Here is a 17303-nt window from a genome sequence, read left to right on the forward strand (position 1 = left end):
CAGCCGGCGGCAGCATCCGGCAAAAGAACAAAAATTTCTACGCGGCGCGCCTTCGCCGCGTGTTTTCGTTCGTCCGTAACATCTCCATACAAACTTTCGTTTACAAAAACCAACAAAAAGGCACAGCTTTTGCATACCCTTGATCGCCAATTCGAGCATGCAACGACAACTGAGAGGTGATGCTGTAATGAGCAGATTGATCGTGGTATCGAATCGCGTCGCACCGATCCAGGAAGGCAAGCCCAGCGCGGGCGGCCTCGCGATCGGCGTGCTGGACGCGCTCAAGGAGACTGGGGGCGTGTGGTTCGGATGGAGCGGCGAGATCGTCGGCGAATCGGGCGCGCCTGTTCTGGAGAACAGCGGAAAAGTGACCTACGCGACCGTCGGCCTGACGCGCCGCGATTACGACCAGTATTACCGAGGTTTCTCGAACGCCACCCTGTGGCCGACTTTTCACTATCGCAACGACCTCTCGCGCTTCGATCGAGAGGAGTACGCGGGCTACATGCGCGTGAACGCGAGTCTTGCGGCCAAGCTGAAGACGCTGCTCAAGCCCGACGACATCATTTGGGTGCACGACTATCACATGCTCCCGTTCGCGCAGGAGCTGCGCAAGCTCGGCGTCGCGAATCCGATCGGCTTCTTCCTGCACATTCCGTTTCCGGTGCCGGAGATGATGCGTACGGTTCCGCCGCATGAGGAACTGATCGCGGCGATGTGCCAGTACGACGTCGTCGGCTTTCAGACGGATGCCGACAAGCAGTCGTTCATCGATTACGTGGAACGCACGAGCCGCGGCCACTACAACGACGACGACGGCATGCTTCAGGCCTTCGGCCGCATGCTCAAGGTGGGCGCGTATCCAATCGGCATTTATCCGGACGCCATCGCCAAGGCCGCCGAGCAGTTCTCGAACCGCAAGCCGGTGAAAAGCCTGCGTGACAGCATGCGCGGCCGCAAGCTCATCATGAGCGTCGATCGTCTCGACTACTCGAAGGGTCTCGTCGAGCGCTTTCAGGCGTTCGAGCGCCTGCTGCTGAATGCGCCCGGCTGGCATGGGCGCGTGTCGCTCGTGCAGATCGCGCCGCCGACGCGCTCGGACGTGCAGACCTATCAGCGCATTCGACAGAATCTGGAAGGCGAGGCGGGGCGCATCAACGGACGTTTCGCGCAGCTCGACTGGACGCCGATCCAGTATCTCAACCGCAAATACGAGCGCAATCTGCTGATGGCGCTGTTCCGGCTCTCGCAAGTCGGCTACGTGACGCCGCTGCGCGACGGCATGAATCTCGTCGCGAAGGAATATGTCGCGTCGCAGGATCCGGCCGATCCGGGCGCGCTCGTCCTGTCGCAGTTCGCGGGCGCGGCGGACCAGTTGCCGGGCGCGCTCGTCGTCAATCCGTTCGATCTGTCGCAGATGTCCGAAGCGCTGGAGCGCGCATTGTCGATGCCGCTCGCCGAACGCCAGGCGCGTCACGCCGACATGATGGCGCCGCTGCGCGAGAATAATCTTTCGGTCTGGCGCGATTCGTTCCTGTCGGACTTGCGCAGCGTCGCGACGGCGACTTCCGTCACGGAGAAAACCGTCAAGACCGTGAAGCAGGGCGCGTCCGAAGCCAAGCGGCCGGCCGCCAAGGCCTGAACGCTCCGATTCGCCGATAGAGAAGAACCCGCGCTTCGAAAGAAGCGCGGGTTTTTTTACGCGCGGAACGGGACTTGCGGATTCATCGTGGACACGAACGAAGGAGGTCATGATGAGCGGAAGCACATTGAACCCGCCCGAAGACGACGGCGCGGAATACGGCAAGGGACACGGCACCGGCGCGCTCGGCCCGAGCGACTCGTCGGATAGCGGCTCCGACGTGCAGGGCGAAAAGCGCTATCCCGGCGACATCGAGGACGAGCTCGACGCCCACGCGCTCGGGCAGTCCGAGGCGGAGCTGAACAGCGATACGGACCGCTTCGGCACGGGCGAGGCGGCATCGGCGGATGGCGACAACAATCTGGAAGCCGATGCCGACATCCTGCCCGACGAAATCGAGGACGAAACGCGCGATCTCCCCGACGAGGACGCCGACCCCGCAGCCGATCGATCCTGACACGCATCGGCTGAGGCACACTACAAGCGGCGCGCTCCGGACGGAGCGCGCCGCTTTTTACACGCGCTTCGCATCGCGGGGCTAACATCGTCGGATTGCTCCCAGTCACGCTCACGATGGATCAGGACGTCTCCGCCACACAATCCGCGCCCGTCGCATCGGGCCGCACGTCGCGCTTCGGCTGGCTTTCGTGGATCGTCGATCCCGTCATGCAATGGTCGCAGGACCACTGCCTGATGTTCTCGGCGGCGATCGCGTTCTTCGCCGCGTTCTCGCTTGCGCCGACACTCGTCATCGTGATCGCGGTGGCGAGCGTCTTCTTCGGCGCCGATGCCGTGCAAGGCAGGCTCTTCGACGAAATCAGCGGCGTCGTCGGCGTCGATGCGGCGCACGCGCTGGAAGCGATCGTCGCGAACGCGTGGCACGCGGACATCGCGCGCAGCACGGCGATCCTGTCGCTCGCGGGCGTGCTGATCGGCGCATCGGCGACATTCTCGTCGCTGCACAGCGCGCTCAACGTCATCTGGCCGACGCCCGCCGTGAGCACGCGCGAAAGCATCGTCACGCTGCTGCGCGTGCGGCTGATGTCGTTCGGGCTCGTGGTCGGTTCGGGTTTGCTGGTCGCGGTGCTGCTCGTGCTCGACGCGCTCGTCGAGTTGCTCGGACATTGGGTGCTGGGCGATGGCAGTCCGTTCGTCGTGCTCTCGGGGCTGACGCGACGCGCGATATCGCTCGGCGTGCTGATGATCGCCTTCACCGTGCTGCTCAAATTCCTGCCGACGACGCGCATGCTCTGGCGCGATGCCGCGCTCGGCGCCGCCGCCGCCGCGATGCTTTTCGAAGCCGGCAAGCGCCTCTTCGCGTTCTATCTCGCGCACGCGGGCACGGCGAACATGTTCGGCGCGGCCGGTTCGCTCGCGATCATCCTCATGTGGCTGTACTACTCGGCGGCGGTGTTTCTGCTAGGCGCGGAGCTAGCGGCGACGGCGGCGAGGAAGCGCACGCATCGCGCATCGGGCTGGCGTTGAGCATCAATGAAAGAGGCCGTCCGCGAAGGGACGGCCTCTTCAGCAGTTACCCGCTGTGATGGGTGAAACGCCTTACGCCTGACGACGCAATTCCGCAGGCGGCACCTTCATCAGATGGCGATACTTCGCTACCGTCCGGCGCGCGACGATCACGCCCTGATCGGCGAGCATCTTCGCGAGACTCACGTCGGAGAGCGGATCGCGCGTGTTCTCCTTCGAAATCATTTCCTTGAGCAGCGCGCGCACGGCCGCGGCCGAACACGTGCCGCCGCTTTCCGTCGACAGCTCGCGCGGGAAGAAGTGCTTGAACTCGAAGATGCCGCGTGGCGTCGCCATGTACTTGTTGCCCGTCGCGCGCGAGATGGTCGATTCGTGCAGGCCGAGTTCATCGGCGACATCGCGCAGCACGAGCGGCTTCAGCGCAATTTCGCCGTAATCGAAGAACGCCTTCTGATGCGACACGATGCATTCGGCCACGCGCTGAATCGTCGTGAAGCGCTGCTGCGCGTTGCGAATCAGCCAGCGCGCTTCCTGCAACTGCTGCGCGAGCGGCGAACGGCTCGCGCCGGCCGACTGCGCGAACAGTTCCGCGTACATCCGATGGATGCGCGCACGCGGCAACACCGCCGGATTGATCGTCACGACCCACTGCTTTTTCACCTGACGCACGATGACGTCGGGCACGACGTAGTTGTCCTCGCTCGACCCGTAGTTCTCGCCCGGTTTCGGATCGAGGCGGCGTACGAGCGCGCACGCGATGCGCAGTTCATCCGCGCTGCAGCCGATCTTCTTCTGCAGTTCCGCCTGCTCGCGGCGTGCGAGGCGCTCCAGATGATGCGCGACGATTTCCATCGCAACGGCGCGGCCCGGCGTGTCCTCGTCGAGCGCCTGGAGTTGGAGCGTCAGGCATTCCGAGAGATTGCGCGCGCCGACGCCCGGCTTGTCGAGCGATTGCACGAGCTTCAGCGCGATGTTGAGTTCGTCCTCGTGAAGCGCGGGTTCGATCTCCACGACATTCGCGAGGTCGCTCAAGTCCTGCCGCAGATAGCCGTCGTCATCGAGCGCTTCGATGATGAGCTGCGCGATGGCGCGATCGCGTTCGTTCAATTGATATAGGCGCAGCGCGTCGTGGAGCGTTTCGTGCAACGAAGGTTCGATGCGAACCCAGTCGGCGGGATCGGAACCTTCGCCGTCACCGTTGTTGCGCGACGCGCCGCGGCCGAACGGATCGGACGAGAATTCGCTGACGGAATCGTCGCGCGAGCCGGAATCCACGTTCGATTCGGCTTCCATGCTCGCTTCGGGCGCGAGCGGCGTCTCGGTCGCGTTGTCGGATGTGGTCGACAAGGTCGAGTCGGACATCGAGCTGCCGTTGTCGGCGCCGAGCGCGTTGTCCTCGGTCTGGGACTCGTCGTATTCGAGAAAGGGGTTGGTATCCAGTGCGTTTCGCAGTTCCTGCTGGAACTCGAGCGACGAGAGTTGCAGAAGGCGAACCGACTGTTGAAGGCGCGGCGTGAGTGCGAGCGTTTGCTTCGCGCGTAGTTCGAGTGTAGGCGGCATTGCTTGCTAATCCTCGATTGTTCCAGACGTGATGGGCAGGTTTGCGACTACTAAAGCAACAGCCATGCCATCGAACGTTAAGGTCGTGCAGGGACTACGTTTTTCGTCACCGGCACCCGTCTTTTGAAGCCTTTCCGAGGCCTCTTTCACGCAGTTTTTACACGCGCTCAGACAAAACCGCTGCGGGTTTCAGGCGCGTCGCGTTGCGTGCGGGCAAGCCTTCCGATGAACGTCGAAGATTTGTTCGCCCACGCACTCAGGCCTTGCCGCGCGGGGCGTTCAGGACGCTTCGGCTTCGGTCGGCTCGCGCGGCCGCCGGATCTGGCACGCACGTTGCGGATCGAAGTTCACGATCCGCGTGCTACGGCGCGGACGTCATCGAAGAGCCGCGTCTAGCACGGAATGCGTGAACGCGGCGTCAGACCAAAATCGAAAAAAGGGAGTATCGACATGAAGACGACTCAAATCCTGAAGGCAGCCGGCGGTATCGCGTGCGTGGTGTTCGCGCTCAACGTCGGCGCACAGACCAACGCAGCGTCGTCGACGAGCGGTTCCGGCACGTCGATGGGCCAGAAGGTCGACGACAGCGCGATCACCACCAAAGTGAAGGCCGAACTGCTCGGCGCGAAGAACGTCAAGTCCACGCATATCCACGTCAAGACGCACGCGGGCGTCGTGTCGCTGACGGGCACGGTGCCGTCGGCGGAAGACAAGACCGCCGCCGAAGAAGTCGTCTCGAACGTCTCGGGTGTTGCTTCCGTGAAGAACCATCTTAAAATTGCCGCCAAGTAATGGCATAGTTCGTATGCCCGGCTTCGCCTCGGCGGGCCGCGGTTGAGTGCCAGCAGTACCGGAACCCGCGCGGGTTCGACGATTCGCCGCAAAAGGCGATGACTCGGACGAAGCGCGGGTTCTCGCTTGGAGGCATCGGTTCACGTTTTCGTCGTCCGGTGCTTCAGTCGCAAGTTCTCGCAAGACGCTTCACCAGTGCGCAGCACCTCGCAGCACTTCGAAACTCAAAAACGAGACGGCCGTTCAGGTCGACACTCAAACAGGCGGCTCACGAATGCGCAGTAGCCCGGCGTTCAGAGGCCCCGGCAAAAAGGAGCTCTTCATGAAGACGAAAAAGATGGCATTGATCGGCGCGCTCGCGCTGGCATTCTCGACGACGGCATTCGCCCAGGCAGCCTCCGATGCGGCAGCCTCGGCGCCGGTGGCGAAGAAGCAGAAGGGCACCAATCTGCATCAGCAGAACAAGGCGCACAAGCTGCACGGCGCATCCGCAGCGGCGGCGGCTTCGGCGCTCGGCACCAATGACAAGGGTCAGCCGCAGTAACCCGCGTCGTACTGTCGCTTGACGAACAAACGGCCGCTTCGTGCGGCCGTTTGCTTTCGAAGCGGCCCGGAAAGCCGGGCCGCGTGCTTCACCGCGTCAGCATCAGGACTTCGCGGCTGCGTATTGATCGCGCAGATCGCGGATGCGGTCGTGATTCTCCAGCACGCCCTGATACTGGCGCTCCACCACGGCGCGGACATCGGCGGGCAGGTCCTTGTCGAGCGCCTCGCGATAATTCTTCTTCGCTGCATCCTCGCCGCGCTCGCATTCGGCGAGGATCGCGTGATCGCTATGGCCGGTTACGGCCGACTTCACGTCGACCCAGCCGCGATGCAGCGCGCCCGACACCGATCCGCCGGTTTCGGGCTTGCCGCCCAGGCGTGCAACGATGTCCTGCAATTCGCGCGCGCCCTCGGCGCACTTTTGCGCGCGATTCTGAAACAGCAGCTTGAGGCTTGGATCACGCGTATCCTCGGCGGCCTTGAGAAAACCCTTTTCGCCGTCCTTCGAGGTTTCGACCAGATCGTTGAGTACCGATACGACATTCGTGCTCATATGAGACCTCCTTTTCGTTAGGACATTGCCACTGCGCAACCCCTGCGGGATGCGGCTCGCGGATTCATGACGCACGCGGCGTGCCCGATCGCGGGCCGCGCGGCATACGCCTTGCTGCCGTCACCGCACTACAGCGCGCGACCGGTTCGGGACGTGCGCGCGACAAGGCAACAGGAGAACGCAGTGAAATTTTTCAACCGGCTCGCGCATCGCGAGTTTCTGGTGCTGGCGGCTGTCGCCGCATCGGCGCTGACCTTGCATATCCGACAAGAAAGCATCGACGCGCACGCGCGCTCGACACACGTTTCGCGCGCGGAATACGGACGCATCTGCGAGCCGCCCGTCGCACATGCGCAGAAGGGGCGCGTGCTGCCGGCCGACTGCGCCATTCGCGCCAACGTGCAGCCGAATCGGCCGAACGCGCCCTGGGTCTAGGACAGACGAAAACGCCCGCACGAAGCGGGCGTTTCATCGATACGGCGCGAAACTACGATCACACGCGCGATTGCGCGAACTCGCCAGCCGGTTGCGGCGGCTTCAGCGGATCGAAGTCGCTCCAGCGGCCTTGTTGCCAGCGGCCCGACGCGCGTTCGATGTCCATTCCGCCTGCTTCACGCAGCACCGCCGCGGCCTGATCGTGCGTTTCCGGCGATACGTGCACGGCCACCAGCACGCCCGCATGACGCGCGGGCTCTTCCGCTTGCGCCGCGCCGTGCGGCTTCTTCTTCGTATGCGACATCGCGCCGACGAGCGATCCGACGTACGCGCCGACGCCCGCCGCGATCACCGAAACCAGCAGCGGCGCCTTGAAGACGGCGAAGATGGCGGCGCCGATGACCGCGCCGACCACCGCGCCGATCGTCACGCCCTTGCCGGCGCCCTTGGGCGCGCCGCTCGCACCCGCATCGGTGCCGACATCGCCGCCGATCGGATGGCGTGCGTGCTGGCCGCTCGGATTGACGAAGAAAAGCGTCACGTCTTCTTCCAGGAAGCCGCGCGCAAAGAGCTTCTGCGCTGCCGTTTCGGCCGCGCGAAAAGTCTGAAATCGGCCCGCAATGATCAGGGACATGTTCCCTCCTTGTTGGCTTGGGTTTTGGGAATGCGTCGTTCAGACGACGAGGCCGCTCACTCGGGCTCCAGGCCGGCGACGCGGAACAATCCGCTCCTCAGCACGGCGGGCTGGCCGCCGTTGTCGTCGAGCACTTCGGCGCACACCGCGCGGATGCGCGACGCGCCTTGTTCGAACGCGGCGAGCAGATCGTCCTCGCGCGGCGATTTCGCGCCGAAGTGATCTTCGAGGGCTTCGGCGGTGATCGAGCAGACGACCGGCTCGCCGTCGATGAGCGCGGCGAAGTGAATCGCGAGATCGTCGCCGTCGTAGACAGGCGGTTCGTCGGCAAACGTGATGTGCATGGTCGAGTCCTCATAAGCGGGACGGGAAACGGAACGCAAGGCGGCGCGACCGGCGACGTGCGCGATCCTCATGACGCCGCCTTCGCTTTTGCGAGCTGCTGCGCCATCTCGTAGTGATGGCTGATGATCGGCAACGCCTTGGTCGCCGCGGCTTTCAGCGCGGTGTCGTTGCCGGTTTCGCTCTCTTTTCTGAACAGTTCGACGGCCTTTTGATGCCCGCCCACGGCCACCTTTTCAATATAGGCCTTGTCGAACTCGGCACCCTGGAGATTTTGCAGGCTGCCGATCACGGCGGTATCGGCGGCGGGCGGCGCGGTGATGCCGTGACGCTTCGCGAGCACGTCGAGATTGCGCGCGAGCTTCGTGTGATCGACGATCATTCGCTGTGCGAACTCCCGCACCTGCCGGTCGCTCGCATGCGTGAGCGCGAGCTTGCTCGCCGTGAGTTCGGTTGCGCCCGCCTGACCCGCGTCCTGCAGGAATTGCTGATCGATGGGCGAGAGCTTCTCGCTTGGCGTCTGTGCCTGCGAGAGCGGCGCGAAAGCAGCGGCGAGCGACAGCACGATCACGCGCGTCACGGATGGAAAGTATTTCGGCATCGGCGGGCCTCCGATGAACATGCGCTCACGCGCGCGCCTTGCCGAGCGCGTCGATCAGCGCCTTGTTGAACGCCGGAATATCGTCGGGCTTGCGGCTCGTGATGAGATTGCCGTCGATCTGCACTTCCTGATCGACCCACGTTCCGCCCGCGTTGCGCACGTCGTCCTGCAGGCTCGGCCAGCTCGTCATCGTGCGGCCCGCGACGATGCCAGCCGAGATCGGCAGCCAGCCGCCGTGGCAGATCACTGCGATCGGCTTCTTCGCGCGGTCGGCGTCCTTGACGAAGGCTTGCGCTTTCGCGTCGAGACGGATCGCGTCGCCGTTGACGACGCCGCCCGGCAGGACGATCGCGTCGTAGTCGGCGGGATTGGCGGCGTCGAAGGTCACGTCGACATCGACCTTGTCGCCCTTGTCGACATGCTTGAAGCCCTGAATCTGACCGGCTTTCTGCGATATGACGTCCACCTGCGCGCCCGCTTCCTTGAGCGCGCGTTGCGGTTCCACGAGCTCGGCCTGCTCGAAGCCGTCGACGGCGAGAATCGCGACCTTGCAACCGTTGAGGGAATTGGCCATGAACACACTCCTATTGCTGATTTCGACTCTTCCGCGCGTGCGGAATCCATGGTCGAAGTTCAGCAAAGGCTGTGCCCAGCGGAACGGCCGGGCGGCCTTGAGCGGGAAGGGCGGATCAGGCGGGCTCGACGCTGCGTTTGCCCGTCAGACGCAGCACGCTGACGACCGCTGCGGCAGCCGCGAACACGGCTGCGACGCCGAGCGCGATCACCGGGCCTTGCTTGGGCGCGACGCCGAAGATCAGCGCGACGAGCGCGGCACCGAGCGTCTGACCGGTGAGGCGCGCGGTGCCGAGCATGCCGCTCGCGCCGCCGCTGCGATGACGCGGCGCGGAAGCGAGCATCTGACGATTGTTCGGCGACTGGAACAGCCCGAAGCCGAGCCCGCACACGGCCATGCGCCATGCGACGTCGAGGGCCGTCGGATGCGCGCCGACGCTCGCGAGCAGCACGAGTCCGACGGTCAGTATCGCGAGACCGATGCCGCCGAGCAGGCCGGCCGAATACCGGTCCGCGAGCACGCCCGCGAGCGGCGCGACGAACACGATCACGAGCGGCCACGGCGTCATCAGAAACCCGGTCTCGACCTGGCCCATGCCGAAATTGTTCTGCAAAAGGAACGGCAGCGAAACGAACGCGAGCATCTGCGCGCAGAACGAACACACCGACGCGCCGACCGACAGCGCGAACACCGGAATGCGCAGCAGATCGACGGGCAGAAGCGGCGCGCTTTGCGTCAGTTGCCGCTTGACGAAGAAATAGCCGATGACCGCCGTCGCGATGAATTCGGCGACGAGATACGGCCGATGCTCGCCGTGCCCGATGCCGTCGACGGCAACGATCGCGAGGCCGAAAAAGAGCGCGTTCATGATCGCGCTGATGTAGTCGTACGGCTGCCGATGCCCCGGCGTGCGCGGCATCGCGTTCCAGCCGATGGCGAACGCCGCGACGCCGATCGGCACGTTGATCGCGAAGAGCCACGGCCACGTCGCGACCGAAAGCACGCCGGACGCGACGGTCGGCCCGATCACCGACGAGATCGCCACGACCGTCGCGTTGATCGACACGCCGCGACCGAGCTGATCCTGCGGATAGATGATGCGCACGAGCGCCGTGTTCACGCTCATGATGCCTGCCGCGCCGAAGCCCTGGACGACGCGCGCGATGGTGAGCGCAGCGAGCGAGCCCGACAGCGCGCACGCGAGCGACGACAGCGTGAAGAGCGCGAGCCCCGTCATGTACACGCGCCGGTAGCCGATGCGGTCGCCGAGCGAGGCGAGCGGCAGCAGCGATATGGTGATCGTGAGCTGATACGCATTGACGATCCAGACGGAGTCGGCGGGAGACGCGTTCAGATTGCGCGCGATGGTCGGCAGCGCGACGTTGGCGATGGCGCCGTCGAGCACCGCGAGCGTGATGCCGAGCGCGACGACGGCAATGGCCCAGTATCGCTGGGGCAGCGGCAGACCTTTATCGGAGTCCATCGATGGGCGGGAAGTGGCGGGCGGCGCATCGTGTGTCGCGCCGTTATTTCGAATGGCCAGGACGAAGACGCCGCCACGCGGGGCCGCGTCTTCGCCCGCGTGCTTACTTCAGTTCGTAGAGGCCGGTGTAAGTTGCCGAATCGATCTCGTTGAGATGCGTCATGAAGCGCGCGACGGCATTGGTCACGTTGCCATCGAGCGGCAGGCTTTCCGCCGAGAGCGCGTGGATGCGAAAGATGTAGCGATGCGGCTTGTCGCCACGCGGCGGCGCCGCGCCGCCGAAGCCGACCGTGCCGTAGTCGTTGCGCAACTGCAGCGCGCCTGGCGGCAGCAGGCTGCCGTCGCCCTTGCCGGCGTTGCGCGGCAGCGAGCGCACGTCGGGCGGAATGTTGACGACGATCCAGTGCCAGAAGCCGCTGCCGGTCGGCGCGTCGGGATCGTAGACGGTGAGCGCGAGACTGCGCGTTTCGGCGGGCGGATCTTCCCATTGCAGCGCCGGCGATACGTTCTCGCCCGAGCCGCCGAAGGCCTGCTGGTCGAATTCCTGCGCGCGCGTCATGAAGCCGTTCGCCGGAAATTCGTCGGACCAGATGCGGAAATCAGCCATGAGAGTCGAGCCTCCTTCTTATAGCGATGTGGATGGATGCGGCACGGCGCATCGGACTGCGTGGCGCCGCGAGCCTCGCGTGAGCCGGTGCAGCAAACGTGCCCGAGGCGGCAAGGACGAAGCCAGTCGAGTGTAGCATCCGCCCCCGATATCCCGCATGAGCGCGAATGCCGCCGGACGGAATGCGCGAAGACGGCCGGAAGCGGGCGATCGAGCCCTCGAAATATGACGCGCGCTACAATAATGAGATGAATTCAGCCGGCGCGAGCCGAAAGGACGACCATGCCAAACGACCCGCGCCGCGCTGCCGGTCAATTCGTGCCGGCGAGCATGCCGGCGGACGACGCCGACATGTTCGAGCTCGCGCCCGTTTCGCTCTGGCTCGAAGATTTCAGCGCCGTGCGCGAGCAGTTCGAACGCTGGCGCGCGGCGGGCGTCGCCGATCTGCGGTCGTTTCTCGCGGAGAATCCCGGGCGTATCGCGGAGTGCTCGTCGCGCATTCGGGTCGTGAAGGTCAACCGGCGCACGCTGTCGCTCTTTCACGCGAAGGATGTCGATCATCTCGTGCAGAACCTCGATCGCGTGTTCCGCGACGACATGCTCACCACGCACGTCGACGAACTCGAGCAACTCTGGGCGGGTCAATCGCGCTTCGTCAGTCAGACGGTCAACTACACGCTCGACGGCAAGCGTCTCGACGTGCTGCTCAAGGCGGTCGTGCTGCCGGGACACGAGGACACATGGAGCCGCGTGCTCGTCACGATCGAGGACATCACCGAGCTCGAAGCGATGCGCCGCAGCGCCGCCGCAAGCGAGCTCTATGCGCGCGGGCTCTTCGAGCATTCGCCGGTGTCGTTGTGGGTCGAGGATTTCAGCTCCGTGAAATCGCTGCTGGACGATGTGCGCGAGCGCGGCATCGTCGACTTTCGCACTTTCACGAACGTGCACCCGGAGTTCGTCGAGCGCTGCATGCAGGAGATCCACGTTCTCGACGTCAATCAGCACACGCTGCGGATGTTCGCCGCGCCCGACAAGGCGACGCTGCTCGCGCGCCTGTCCGATGTGTTCCGCGACGACATGCAACAGTACTTTCAGGAACAGCTCATCGATTTGTGGGACGGCAAGCTCTTCCAGCAGCGCGAAGTGCTGAACTATTCGCTCGAAGGCCACGAGGTGCACGTGCATCTGCAGTTCTCGGTGTTTCCGGGGCACGAGGCGCGCTGGGATCTCGTGCTCGTCGCGCTGACGGATATCACCGCGCGCAAGAAGGCCGAGGCGTATCTGGAGTTTCTCGGCAAGCACGACGTGCTCACGAAGCTCAAGAATCGCTCGTTCTATATCGATGAGATCAATCGTCTCGAACGCAAAGGCCCGTTCCCGGTGACGGCGATCGCCATCGACGTGAATGGCCTTAAGGCCGTCAACGATCAACTCGGCCACGCCGCCGGCGATGCGCTTCTGCGGCGCGCCGGCGAAGTGCTCGCCAAGGCGGTGGAGAAGCCGTTCCAGGCGGCGCGCATCGGCGGCGACGAGTTCATGGTGCTCTTGCCGGGCACCGACGAACGCGGCGGCGAGACGGTCATCGAGAGCATTCGCCAGTTGCTCGAAGTGAACAATCAGTTCTATTCGGGCAATCCGCTTTCCTTCGCGACGGGCGCGGCCACCGCGCACGAAGGCGAGCGTCTCGAACCGATGCTGCAACGCGCCGATGCCGCGATGTACGCGGAAAAGCGCGCGCATTACGACGGCGCGAGCGAGTGATCACTGCGACTGTGTGACTTCGTCGATGCCGCGGCTGAGCGCCGGACACGCTTCGCCGATCTGCTTCTTGTACTCGGCGGGATTGCTCGTCTTCAGCTTGTCGAAGCGATCGACGGTCGGTTGCGCCTGCGCAAGGCCGAGCTTCCATTCGCCATCGAAATCGGGTGCGTCGGGATAGCTTGTCCGCACGACGTTCTTGAAGCGCGCGACCTTGGCGGCGTCGATATGACAGACATCCGCCGCGCCCCGAGCGATGTTCGCGCTCGTCATCACGCCTTCCGCAGCCGCCAGTTCCTTCGATGACGGATGGCCCGGCGGCATCGCGGTCTGCGCCATCGCACACAGGCACCATGTGGTCAGAACGGCGGGAACGAGTAGGGTCGAGCGCTTCGTCGGCATGTGATTTTCGCTTTGTTCGTGGGGTCAAAAAATTATAGGTGAAGCCCTCCGTGCGCAACGTCTGTTATGGCGAGGATGCGTCAATATCGCGTGCTAGAATCGATTTTCAACGCCGTTCTCAGACAGAAAAATGAAAAAAGGAAGCAAGGCCGCTAGCGCCGCGCCCTCGTCGACCACGGAGCAGGGGCGGCGCAAGTACGATCCTGAGGAGACCAAGCGGAACATTCTCGACATCGCCACGCAGGAGTTCTCGGCGATGGGACTCGCGGGCGCGCGCGTCGATGCCATCGCGGAGCGCACCAACACCACGAAGCGCATGCTGTATTACTACTTCGGCAGCAAGGAAGGGCTGTACGAAGCGGTATTGGAGCAGGTCTATGGCGATATCCGCGCGCTCGAACAGGAATTGCAGCTCGCGGAAATGGAGCCGGAGGAAGCGCTGCGCGAATTCGTCGGCTTCACGTTCGACTATCACGACAAGCATCGCGATTTCGTGCGGCTCGTGACAATCGAAAACATCCACGGCGCGAAGTACATCGAACAATCGAAGACCTTCAAGGCGCGCAATTCGACGGTCGTGAAGACGATCGAAGATCTCATCGCGCGTGGCGTCGCGGCCGGCAAGTTTCGCGAAGACGTCGATCCGATCGACCTGCATCTGATGATCAGCTCGTTCTGCTTTCATCGCGTGGCGAACCGTCATACCTGGGGCGCGGCGTTCGGGCGCGATCCGTCGGGCGCGCGCTCGCGTGCGCGTCATCGCGAGATGATCGTCGATGCGGTGCTGCGGTTCATGCGGCGCGACGGCTGATTTCCCCGCGCGCAAAGCAAAACGGCGACGCTCTCGCGAGGTCGCCGTTTTTTCATTGCTGCCGATGCATCAGCGTTCCAGCAGGCTCTGGAAGTGCGCGAACATGCGCTCGGCATCCGGCTCCAGCCCGGTGAAGATGCGCAACGCATCGACCGCCTGACACACCGCCATCCCGCCGCCGCTCACCGTGCGGCAGCCGAGCGCCTTCGCCACTTTCAGCAGCTCGGTTTCGAGCGGGAAGTACACGATTTCCGCGACCCACAGTTCCTTGTGCAGATACTCGGCCGGCAACGGCAGGCCGGGCAGTTTCGCCATGCCGGTCGGCGTCGCGTGGATGAGGCCGCTCGCGCCGGCGAGCGTGTCGCGCAAGTCGCCGCCGCTTTTCACGACGCGATCCGGAAAGCGCGCCGCGAGCTCGGCGGCGAGCGAAGCCGCGCGGGCGTCGTCGGAATCGAAGAGCGTGAGTTCGCGCGCGCCCATCGTGAGCGCCGCGTGCGCGACGGCCGCGCCCGCGCCGCCCGCGCCCAGTTGCACGACGCGTTCGAGCGGCGCGTCCGGCAGACCGCGCTGAAACGCGCGCGCGAAGCCCGACCAGTCCGTGTTGTAGCCGATGCGCTTGCCGTCCTTCAGCACGACGGTGTTGACCGCGCCGAGCGCGCGCGCGTCGGGATCGAGGTCATCGAGCAACGGGATCACGCTTTGCTTGCACGGATACGTGATGTTCAGGCCGTCGTAGCCCATGCGCTCGGCGGCATCGAGCAGATCGGGCAGGGCGGACGGCTCCAGTTCCAGCGCCTGCAGGTCGATGCGCCGGTAGACGTAATTGAGTCCGAGGTTGCTGCCTTCCTTTTCGTGCATGGCGGGGGTGAGCGAGCCGCCGATGCCCGATCCGATCAGGCCGATGAGATACGAAGTCTTGTTGGTCATGCGAGCGCTCCGGCATGGATGAGCACTGCATGCTGCAGTGCGAGATGAATACGTCGCAGTGTGAACGCCCGCGCGAGGCTTGTCGGTTCGTGTTTCCACTGATTTGTACGGTCTAGTTAGTTTGTTATTATCTCGCAGAATGACATGGATTGCGCGCGTTCGCCATGCGGACGTCCTACACTGGAAGGCACCGCTCGATCCATCCCGCATTCACTGAATTGCAACGAGGAGGCAGCGATGCTGCGTTCGATCCGCACTTCCATCGCGACGGTTTCCATCAGCGGCACGCTTCCCGAGAAGCTGCACGCTATCAAGGCCGCCGGATTCGACGGCGTCGAGATCTTCGAGAACGACCTGCTGTATTTCGACGGCACGCCCGCCGACGTGCGCCGCATGTGCGCGGATCTCGGCCTCGAGATCTATCTGTTTCAGCCGTTCCGCGATTTCGACGGCGTGAGCGCCGAGCGTCTCGCGCGCAACGTCGAGCGCGCGAAGCGCAAGTTCGAGCTGATGCACGAGCTCGGCACAGACCGCATTCTCGTCTGCAGCAACGTGTCGCCGGATACGATTCGCGACGACGCGCTCATCGTCGACCAGCTCGGCGTGCTCGCCAAAATCGCGGAAGAAGCGGGGGTGATCGTCGCGTACGAAGCGCTCGCGTGGGGCCGCTACGTCAACTCGTACAAGCACGCGTGGAAACTCGTCGATGCCGTGAATCATCCGAGTCTCGGCCTCGCGCTCGATACGTTCCACACGCTGTCGATCCGCGATTCCGTCGACGAGATCGCGTCGATTCCGGGCGAGCGCATCGCGTTCGTGCAAATCGCCGATGCGCCCATTCTCGCGATGGACGTGCTCGAATGGAGCCGTCACTATCGGTGCTTTCCGGGGCAAGGCGCGTTCGATGTCGCACGCTTCACCGCGCGCGTGCTGGAAGCGGGCTACAAGGGGCCGCTGTCGCTCGAAATCTTCAACGACGGCTTTCGCGCCGCGCCGACCGCGATCACGGCGGCGGACGGCTATCGCTCGCTGCGCTTTCTGGAAGAGCAGACGCGCGAGCTGCTGGTTTCCGAAGGCAAGGCCGTCCCGCCGGAGCTGTTCAATCCGCCCGCGCCGCCCGAGCACATCGGCTTTCAGTTCCTCGAATTCGCCGTCGACGATTCGACGCGCGAGCATCTGTCGCAATGGCTCGGACGGCTCGGCTTCAGGCTCGCGGGCAAGCATCGCTCGAAGGATGTCGCGCTGTATCGGCATGGCGCGGGTTCGATCGTGCTGAACGCCGAGGCCGATTCCTTCGCGAGCGCGTTCTTCCAGAAGCACGGCTTGTCGCTGTGCGCGTCGGCGTTTCACGTCGATGACGCGAAGCAGGCGTTCGAGCGCGCCGCCGCGTATGGCTCGCAGCCGTTCTCGGGGCGCGTCGGTCCGAACGAGCGCGTGGTGCCGGGCGTGCAGTCGCCCGACGGCAGCCTCGACTATTTCGTCGACGAAGCGAAAGGCGGCCCGACTTTGTGGGAATCGGATTTCATCCTGACGGACATCGACGGGCCGTACGAAGTCGGGCCGCTGTCGCGCATCGATCACGTGTGCCTGTCGCTTCCCGCCGATGCGCTCGATACCTGGGTGCTTTTCTTTCGCAGCGCGTTCGGTTTCGAGACCGAGCCCGCCGTGCTCGTGCCCGATCCGTACGGGCTCGTGCGCAGCCGCGCGGTGCGAAGCCGCGATGGTTCGGTGCGAATCGCGCTGAATGCGTCGATGGATCGCTATACGGCGGTGTCGGAGTCGCTGTCGACGTATCGGGGCTCGGGTCTGAATCACGTCGCGTTCAGCACGCCCGATATCTTCGACGCGATTCCGCGCCTCGAAGCCGATGGCGTCAAATTCCTGCGAATCCCGCGCAACTACTACGACGACCTTGTCGCGCGTTTCGGCCTGCCCGACGAGCAGATCGATCAGATGCGCGAGCACAATATCCTCTACGACCGCGACGAGCGCGGTGGCGAGTTCTTCCATGCGTACACGGAGCAGCTCGATCAGCGCTTCTTCCTCGAAGTGATCGAGCGGCGCGGCGGCTACGACGGCTACGGCGCGGCCAACGCGGCGGTGCGGCTCGCCGCGCACGCGCAACAGCGCGCGCGTCAGTCGGCCTGAAGA

19 protein-coding genes are annotated in these 17303 nt (G+C 64.3%); 9 read left to right on the top strand and 10 right to left on the bottom strand.

What is annotated here, in order from left to right:
- The first annotated feature begins 187 nt into the window (after positions 1 to 187).
- From otsA to NCS00_RS04485, 3 genes are all read left to right on the top strand, one after another.
- Positions 188 to 1642, top strand: a complete 1455-nt coding sequence (gene otsA / locus NCS00_RS04475; RefSeq protein ID WP_008350786.1) for an alpha,alpha-trehalose-phosphate synthase (UDP-forming) — start codon at positions 188 to 190, stop codon at positions 1640 to 1642.
- 109 nt (positions 1643 to 1751) lie between these two features.
- Entirely contained in the window at positions 1752 to 2099 is a 348-nt protein-coding gene (locus NCS00_RS04480) for a hypothetical protein (protein ID WP_008350784.1), read from the top strand.
- A gap of 116 nt (positions 2100 to 2215) precedes the next feature.
- Positions 2216 to 3127, top strand: coding sequence for a YihY/virulence factor BrkB family protein (locus NCS00_RS04485; RefSeq protein ID WP_034471304.1), 912 nt, complete (start codon positions 2216 to 2218; stop codon positions 3125 to 3127).
- A gap of 72 nt (positions 3128 to 3199) precedes the next feature.
- Here the strand turns inward: NCS00_RS04485 and NCS00_RS04490 are convergent, their stop codons facing one another.
- Positions 3200 to 4687 carry an RNA polymerase factor sigma-54 gene (locus NCS00_RS04490; RefSeq protein ID WP_008350781.1) on the bottom strand — a complete coding sequence of 496 codons (1488 nt, stop codon included), beginning with the start codon at positions 4685 to 4687 and terminating at the stop codon, positions 3200 to 3202.
- A gap of 450 nt (positions 4688 to 5137) precedes the next feature.
- On the opposite strand from NCS00_RS04490, the gene NCS00_RS04495 reads away from it, so the two are divergent.
- Positions 5138 to 5479, top strand: a complete 342-nt coding sequence (locus NCS00_RS04495; RefSeq protein ID WP_008350779.1) for a BON domain-containing protein — start codon at positions 5138 to 5140, stop codon at positions 5477 to 5479.
- A 322-nt stretch (positions 5480 to 5801) separates the two neighbouring features.
- Positions 5802 to 6023 carry a hypothetical protein gene (locus tag NCS00_RS04500; protein ID WP_008350777.1) on the top strand — a complete coding sequence of 74 codons (222 nt, stop codon included), beginning with the start codon at positions 5802 to 5804 and terminating at the stop codon, positions 6021 to 6023.
- Positions 6024 to 6125: 102 nt separating this feature from the next.
- Here NCS00_RS04500 and NCS00_RS04505 read toward each other — a convergent pair whose 3' ends face one another.
- Complete coding sequence (locus tag NCS00_RS04505; protein ID WP_008350776.1) at positions 6126 to 6578, bottom strand: PA2169 family four-helix-bundle protein; 453 nt, start codon at positions 6576 to 6578, stop codon at positions 6126 to 6128.
- Positions 6579 to 6761: 183 nt separating this feature from the next.
- Here NCS00_RS04505 and NCS00_RS04510 point away from each other — a divergent pair, with 183 nt between their 5' ends.
- Positions 6762 to 7013 (top strand): hypothetical protein, encoded by a 252-nt coding sequence (locus tag NCS00_RS04510; RefSeq protein WP_250434238.1) that lies wholly within the window; start codon positions 6762 to 6764, stop codon positions 7011 to 7013.
- Positions 7014 to 7071: 58 nt separating this feature from the next.
- On the opposite strand, the gene NCS00_RS04515 is transcribed toward NCS00_RS04510, so the two are convergent.
- The 6 genes from NCS00_RS04515 to NCS00_RS04540 form a co-directional block, all read right to left on the bottom strand.
- Positions 7072 to 7647 carry a glycine zipper domain-containing protein gene (locus NCS00_RS04515; RefSeq protein ID WP_034471300.1) on the bottom strand — a complete coding sequence of 192 codons (576 nt, stop codon included), beginning with the start codon at positions 7645 to 7647 and terminating at the stop codon, positions 7072 to 7074.
- A gap of 56 nt (positions 7648 to 7703) precedes the next feature.
- The gene (locus tag NCS00_RS04520) at positions 7704 to 8063 is read right to left on the bottom strand and encodes a DUF1488 family protein (protein ID WP_008350770.1); all 360 of its coding nucleotides are present in this window, start codon (positions 8061 to 8063) and stop codon (positions 7704 to 7706) included.
- Positions 8060 to 8590 carry a DUF4142 domain-containing protein gene (locus tag NCS00_RS04525; RefSeq protein ID WP_250439402.1) on the bottom strand — a complete coding sequence of 177 codons (531 nt, stop codon included), beginning with the start codon at positions 8588 to 8590 and terminating at the stop codon, positions 8060 to 8062. The genes NCS00_RS04520 and NCS00_RS04525 overlap by 4 nt, the downstream gene beginning before the upstream one ends.
- Before the next feature lie 25 nt (positions 8591 to 8615).
- Positions 8616 to 9164, bottom strand: a complete 549-nt coding sequence (locus NCS00_RS04530; protein WP_244807824.1) for a type 1 glutamine amidotransferase domain-containing protein — start codon at positions 9162 to 9164, stop codon at positions 8616 to 8618.
- A gap of 115 nt (positions 9165 to 9279) precedes the next feature.
- Entirely contained in the window at positions 9280 to 10647 is a 1368-nt protein-coding gene (locus tag NCS00_RS04535) for an MFS transporter (protein ID WP_034471296.1), read from the bottom strand.
- Between the two features lie 103 nt (positions 10648 to 10750).
- Positions 10751 to 11254, bottom strand: coding sequence for a YbhB/YbcL family Raf kinase inhibitor-like protein (locus NCS00_RS04540; protein WP_250439405.1), 504 nt, complete (start codon positions 11252 to 11254; stop codon positions 10751 to 10753).
- A 282-nt stretch (positions 11255 to 11536) separates the two neighbouring features.
- Between NCS00_RS04540 and NCS00_RS04545 the strand changes: the two genes are divergently transcribed.
- Positions 11537 to 13015, top strand: coding sequence for a sensor domain-containing diguanylate cyclase (locus tag NCS00_RS04545; RefSeq protein WP_008350760.1), 1479 nt, complete (start codon positions 11537 to 11539; stop codon positions 13013 to 13015).
- Here NCS00_RS04545 and NCS00_RS04550 read toward each other — a convergent pair whose 3' ends face one another.
- A complete protein-coding gene (locus tag NCS00_RS04550; protein ID WP_239295192.1) occupies positions 13016 to 13414 on the bottom strand; it encodes a hypothetical protein in 399 nt (132 codons plus the stop codon). It abuts the gene before it with no gap.
- Positions 13415 to 13544: 130 nt separating this feature from the next.
- On the opposite strand from NCS00_RS04550, the gene NCS00_RS04555 reads away from it, so the two are divergent.
- Positions 13545 to 14225: a TetR/AcrR family transcriptional regulator gene (locus NCS00_RS04555; RefSeq protein ID WP_008350756.1), complete on the top strand. Its 681-nt coding sequence runs from the start codon at positions 13545 to 13547 to the stop codon at positions 14223 to 14225.
- 69 nt (positions 14226 to 14294) lie between these two features.
- On the opposite strand, the gene NCS00_RS04560 is transcribed toward NCS00_RS04555, so the two are convergent.
- The gene (locus NCS00_RS04560) at positions 14295 to 15152 is read right to left on the bottom strand and encodes a shikimate dehydrogenase (protein ID WP_034471290.1); all 858 of its coding nucleotides are present in this window, start codon (positions 15150 to 15152) and stop codon (positions 14295 to 14297) included.
- Positions 15153 to 15401: 249 nt separating this feature from the next.
- Here NCS00_RS04560 and NCS00_RS04565 point away from each other — a divergent pair, with 249 nt between their 5' ends.
- The gene (locus NCS00_RS04565; protein ID WP_033536690.1) at positions 15402 to 17300 is read left to right on the top strand and encodes a bifunctional sugar phosphate isomerase/epimerase/4-hydroxyphenylpyruvate dioxygenase family protein; all 1899 of its coding nucleotides are present in this window, start codon (positions 15402 to 15404) and stop codon (positions 17298 to 17300) included.
- The last annotated feature ends 3 nt before the right edge of the window (positions 17301 to 17303 follow it).

This window comes from Caballeronia sp. AZ1_KS37, from assembly GCF_023631165.1.
Classification (GTDB): domain Bacteria; phylum Pseudomonadota; class Gammaproteobacteria; order Burkholderiales; family Burkholderiaceae; genus Caballeronia; species Caballeronia zhejiangensis.

Bases quoted from the DNA above. Each gene is read 5' to 3' on its own strand.
- otsA (WP_008350786.1), top strand. From the start codon at position 188: ATGAGCAGATTGATCGTGGTATCGAATCGCGTCGCACCGATCCAGGAA.
- NCS00_RS04540 (WP_250439405.1), bottom strand. From the start codon at position 11,254: ATGGCTGATTTCCGCATCTGGTCCGACGAATTTCCGGCGAACGGCTTC.
- NCS00_RS04480 (WP_008350784.1), top strand. From the start codon at position 1,752: ATGATGAGCGGAAGCACATTGAACCCGCCCGAAGACGACGGCGCGGAA.
- NCS00_RS04555 (WP_008350756.1), top strand. From the start codon at position 13,545: ATGAAAAAAGGAAGCAAGGCCGCTAGCGCCGCGCCCTCGTCGACCACG.
- NCS00_RS04530 (WP_244807824.1), bottom strand. From the start codon at position 9,164: ATGGCCAATTCCCTCAACGGTTGCAAGGTCGCGATTCTCGCCGTCGAC.
- NCS00_RS04550 (WP_239295192.1), bottom strand. From the start codon at position 13,414: ATGCCGACGAAGCGCTCGACCCTACTCGTTCCCGCCGTTCTGACCACA.
- NCS00_RS04535 (WP_034471296.1), bottom strand. From the start codon at position 10,647: ATGGACTCCGATAAAGGTCTGCCGCTGCCCCAGCGATACTGGGCCATT.
- NCS00_RS04490 (WP_008350781.1), bottom strand. From the start codon at position 4,687: ATGCCGCCTACACTCGAACTACGCGCGAAGCAAACGCTCGCACTCACG.
- NCS00_RS04520 (WP_008350770.1), bottom strand. From the start codon at position 8,063: ATGAGGATCGCGCACGTCGCCGGTCGCGCCGCCTTGCGTTCCGTTTCC.
- NCS00_RS04500 (WP_008350777.1), top strand. From the start codon at position 5,802: ATGAAGACGAAAAAGATGGCATTGATCGGCGCGCTCGCGCTGGCATTC.
- NCS00_RS04495 (WP_008350779.1), top strand. From the start codon at position 5,138: ATGAAGACGACTCAAATCCTGAAGGCAGCCGGCGGTATCGCGTGCGTG.
- NCS00_RS04485 (WP_034471304.1), top strand. From the start codon at position 2,216: ATGGATCAGGACGTCTCCGCCACACAATCCGCGCCCGTCGCATCGGGC.
- NCS00_RS04545 (WP_008350760.1), top strand. From the start codon at position 11,537: ATGCCAAACGACCCGCGCCGCGCTGCCGGTCAATTCGTGCCGGCGAGC.
- NCS00_RS04505 (WP_008350776.1), bottom strand. From the start codon at position 6,578: ATGAGCACGAATGTCGTATCGGTACTCAACGATCTGGTCGAAACCTCG.
- NCS00_RS04560 (WP_034471290.1), bottom strand. From the start codon at position 15,152: ATGACCAACAAGACTTCGTATCTCATCGGCCTGATCGGATCGGGCATC.
- NCS00_RS04525 (WP_250439402.1), bottom strand. From the start codon at position 8,590: ATGCCGAAATACTTTCCATCCGTGACGCGCGTGATCGTGCTGTCGCTC.
- NCS00_RS04515 (WP_034471300.1), bottom strand. From the start codon at position 7,647: ATGTCCCTGATCATTGCGGGCCGATTTCAGACTTTTCGCGCGGCCGAA.